The sequence below is a fragment of the Skermanella sp. genome (assembly GCF_059503625.1).
This window is the reverse complement of record NZ_JCACHA010000132.1, coordinates 1-3,747: the sequence shown is the minus strand read 5'-3', so window position 1 is coordinate 3,747 and position 3,747 is coordinate 1. Positions and strand designations below refer to the sequence as shown.

Here is a 3,747-nt window from a genome sequence, read left to right as displayed (position 1 = left end):
CCATCGCGAAAATTTGGCGCGTCTTCAACTCAACATCCTCTTATACCAAGGGCCGGAGAGATTGACCTGTGACAATACTTTCGCCGCGTAGGTCGGTCTAGAGCGAAGCGGCAGCCGACATAGACGCGCCTGCTTGTCGGCTGCCGCTTCGCTCTAGACCGACCTACGGCATCAGCGTCTTCACCGGTCAACATCTTCGGTACTTGGTATTACTCGGTGAACCGCACCGTCACCCGCCCGAGAGTCCCGAAATCCGCCTCGACCTCGTCACCGGGAGCCAGCGGGATCGGCGTCATGCAGGTCCCGGTGGTCACGACCTGCCCGGCCTTCAGAACGATGCCCAGCGCCGACAGTTCGTTGGCAAGCCATGCCAGTGCGACCCTGGGATCTCCCAGCACGTTCTCGCCGCTGCCGGTCCGGGGAGTTCCGCCGTTGACCGTGGCCTCCACCGGATAATGGGCTAGATCCAGCGACCGCCAGGGCACCCCGGCAGCATGCCCGAGCACGAACAGATGGGCACAGGCATTGTCGGCGAGAAGCTGCGCCTCGCCGGCGTGGACGAAATCGTCGAAACGGGAGTCCGGCACTTCGATCGCGGGATGCAGGGTTTCGACCGCATCCAGTACCTCGTCCACGCCGTAGGCGGTCGAACGGGGCACGAGATCGCGCGCCATGCGGAAGGCGAATTCCGGCTCCGCCACCCGCATCGCGTTGCCCGCCAGCGAAAGATGGGCACCGTCGCCGAACGCCTTCTCCCTCAGCAGCCGGCCCGCCATCGGACCGTCCACCCCGATATGGGCCTGCCCCGCCAGGCTGGTCGCGGCGATCTTCCAGCCGAACAGGGGCTCGTCGGTCCTGTGTTCCAGAAGCGCCTGTATCGCGTAGCCTTCCGCACGCGTGGACGGCCGCATCCGTTGCGGCAGCGCCGTCATGCGGCGGCCATCCTGCCAATGGTGAAACAGCAGGTCCGACGCTCCATGGACATGATTTTCGCTGAGCATGACTTTCCTCCCCAATCCTTTTATTGGGGTGGAATATGCCAGAAAGTACGGGCGGGGTCACCGTATCGCAGCTTCCGTATCTCCGCCGAGATCATCGGCGAAACCGTATGGCGTAGCATCGGTTAAGCCTGGGCTTGCCGGAGGCTGAGCTGATCCCGGCAAGCCGCCAACCTCTCCGATAAGACGTTCCCTGTCCCATGGCCTTGCCGTGCCATGATCGAGAGAACGTCTCCATCGTCAACGCCGGATCGAGCTATGGCAAGCGATGTCCCAGCTCAACCCTCCATATCAGAAGGGTGCATCAGAAGGGTGCGGCGCCCTGATCCGGCAAGCGGCCGTTGGGAGTCAGGTTGTTGACCACATTCGGAAGATGCTGGCTGAGCTGAGAGAGGAAGTCATGCGGCCCCATGCCGGATTGCGCTGCCATGCTCTGCACCTGATCATCACCGAATGCGCTGTGCAGTTGCTCCGGCGAGACCGGTTGATTGGCGCCGTGGCCTACCCAGGACTGCGCGATGTCACCCAGACCCGCCTGCTGGAGAGTAGCCAGAAGGCCACCAAGGCCGCCACCCATCCCAGTACCCATCGCACCTTGCTGGCCACCGCCAAGCATGCTCATCAATACACCCTGCAAAGGGGAGGAACTGCTTCCGCCTCTACCCATGAAGCTGCCGAGAACCTGATCCAGGAGAGCCATTCCAGTACTCCGTCCAACATGAAAATGAGGTATCTGAAGTTCCGGATCCCGGCGGAAGAAATCGCCGGTCCGTCACGACGGATGATGGGTCAAATCTTTGGATTGCGCGGTGTCGTCGAGCGAGCGGTCGTCCTGTCGCCCTGAATATTCTCGATCTCGACCACGTCTCGGCGCACGGTGTCCCTGATCGTTTCGACGCGCTCCGTCACGTCCTTGCTCACCACCACTTCCTCGATGACGCGGGCGGTCTTGGCAACCACGGCCTCCTCATCGGTTTCGGTCATCTCGACCGTTTTTTCGGTGAAGTCCGCCGCGGTGACCGGATTGCCGCCGGTGACGGCGCGGCGCTCGACCCTGATCGTCTCGTCACGCAAGGAAACCTGCTCCTCGACCGGCGTCTCGACCACGAAGCGGCGGATCCGGGTCGTGCCGCGGTTGATCGCACGCTTTCCGACACTCAACTGCTCCTCGGCAAGCTGGATCGTTCCGCCCTCGGTCGATGCGGTCCTAGCAGCCGTATCCGGTGCCACCTGAGCCAGCGGTGCGCGCGTCGTGGTCGTGCCGGTCTGCGACAGGCCATACCCTGCCGCCCGCTCGTCGATGTCGACCGGACCGTGCTGCTCCAGGATCCCGGTCACCTGGGCGACATGGCGCTCGTCCACCTTGACTGTGACGACGGTCGAGCCGCTCTGGAGACTGCGGTCGTAGACCTCGGCGCCGGTGTCGGGTTCGCCGCCGAACAGGCTGGCCCAGAACCCCTGTTCGCGTGCGGCCGGAGCCGTCTTGGCGCCGCCCGATGTCGATGTGCCGGCATGCTGGCTGATGGCATCCGCAGGCAGATTGGCGGCCTTGAGGTCACGCACGGCAGCGTCAGCGTGAGCGGCGGTGTCGAAGATGGCGACGATGGTTTCAACTGTCATGTCTGCTGCTCCTGGTAAATCGGTGAACGTCGTTCGGTATTCGCTCGACGCGGTCTGGTACTTGAATGACCGCATGGACGCTTAGGACTGCGTGTCGTTGCGGCGTCCAAGCGGCCCGCCCTTAAAAGCGGGCAGCCCAAGGCGCGATGTAATCGTCGGCTCGACCACGCCCAGGCGCCCGCCGAACCAGCCGGCAAGAGCGCCGAGCAGGAGGCCGAAGGCACCGAACAGCGCGGCACTGGAAACGGCGTCCGCAGCGGCATCGGCGGCCTGCGTTGCCTGCTGCTTCGCCTGATCCATGGTCTGCCGGTACTGCTGCTCATAGCGCTGGACCTCGGTGCGGGCCTGCTCGACCGGCATGTTCTGTGCCCGCGCGAGCGCTTGGGCGGCACGCTCGCGTGCTTCCTGCGCCTGCTGCTGATCACCGCTGACCACCGCCCGCATCGCCGTGACTGCCGCGTCCCGCAAGGCTGCGGGATCGTTGCCGCCGGTTGCTCCACGCATCGACTGCTCGATCGAGGAGAACGGATCGGTGACACCCGGCAGACCGGGCGCCGCCACCTGGGCCGCCGTCTGCGCCGTTGTTCCAACTGTCTGGGCGACATTGCCGAGCGCGCCCGTCACCGTGCGGTAGGCGCCACCAAGGATGCCGCCGACCGCCGTACTCAGAAGATAAAGCACGACGATGGTCGTCAGCGCCCACGCCGTCAGGCCGTGCCAGCCGCCGGTCGACTCCTTCGGCTTGCCCGCGAGCCGGCCCGCTGCGTAGCCGCCGGCGAGCGAGGCGAGAATGCCGGAGAGGGCGAACCAGATCCCGGCGCCGATCGAGAAGGTGGAGACGGCGGGGTTTGCAGCCGCGCCTGCGTTGGGTTCGAGGCTGGCGGCGCCCAAGCCGATGCCCAGCATGTTGAGGATGAACTGAGTGACGAGTGCGACGACAACGCCAGCGAACACCGCGCCCCAGGAAATCTTGTTCAGCATGATCGTCCGGGCGTCCTCGGCCGGGGCGATCGGGCTTGTATGGGGAGCGTCATAGTCGCCCAGGTTGCGTGGAGTGTCAGGGTGCATGGTCTCAGCCATGTCATTGATCCTTGGATGGGGAAAAGGGCGATGGGGTCGGAATAGGCGA

General features: G+C 64.6%; 4 protein-coding genes. All 4 read right to left on the bottom strand.

Features of this window, described 5'->3' with window-relative positions:
- Window positions 1-209 precede the first annotated feature (209 nt).
- A complete protein-coding gene (locus AC5JJ6_RS03570) occupies window positions 210-1,001 on the bottom strand; it encodes a 2-keto-4-pentenoate hydratase (protein ID WP_496040728.1) in 792 nt (263 codons plus the stop codon).
- A 301-nt stretch (window positions 1,002-1,302) separates the two neighbouring features.
- Window positions 1,303-1,698 (bottom strand): YidB family protein, encoded by a 396-nt coding sequence (locus AC5JJ6_RS03565; RefSeq protein ID WP_496040727.1) that lies wholly within the window; start codon window positions 1,696-1,698, stop codon window positions 1,303-1,305.
- Window positions 1,699-1,787: 89 nt separating this feature from the next.
- Window positions 1,788-2,618: a YsnF/AvaK domain-containing protein gene (locus AC5JJ6_RS03560; protein ID WP_496040726.1), complete on the bottom strand. Its 831-nt coding sequence runs from the start codon at window positions 2,616-2,618 to the stop codon at window positions 1,788-1,790.
- Between the two features lie 81 nt (window positions 2,619-2,699).
- Entirely contained in the window at window positions 2,700-3,698 is a 999-nt protein-coding gene (locus tag AC5JJ6_RS03555) for a hypothetical protein (protein ID WP_496040725.1), read from the bottom strand.
- Between the last annotated feature and the right edge of the window lie 49 nt (window positions 3,699-3,747).

Excerpts from the sequence above, each read along its gene's own strand:
- AC5JJ6_RS03570 (WP_496040728.1), bottom strand. The coding sequence starts at position 1,001 with ATGCTCAGCGAAAATCATGTCCATGGAGCGTCGGACCTGCTGTTTCAC.
- AC5JJ6_RS03565 (WP_496040727.1), bottom strand. The coding sequence starts at position 1,698 with ATGGCTCTCCTGGATCAGGTTCTCGGCAGCTTCATGGGTAGAGGCGGA.
- AC5JJ6_RS03560 (WP_496040726.1), bottom strand. The coding sequence starts at position 2,618 with ATGACAGTTGAAACCATCGTCGCCATCTTCGACACCGCCGCTCACGCT.
- AC5JJ6_RS03555 (WP_496040725.1), bottom strand. The coding sequence starts at position 3,698 with ATGGCTGAGACCATGCACCCTGACACTCCACGCAACCTGGGCGACTAT.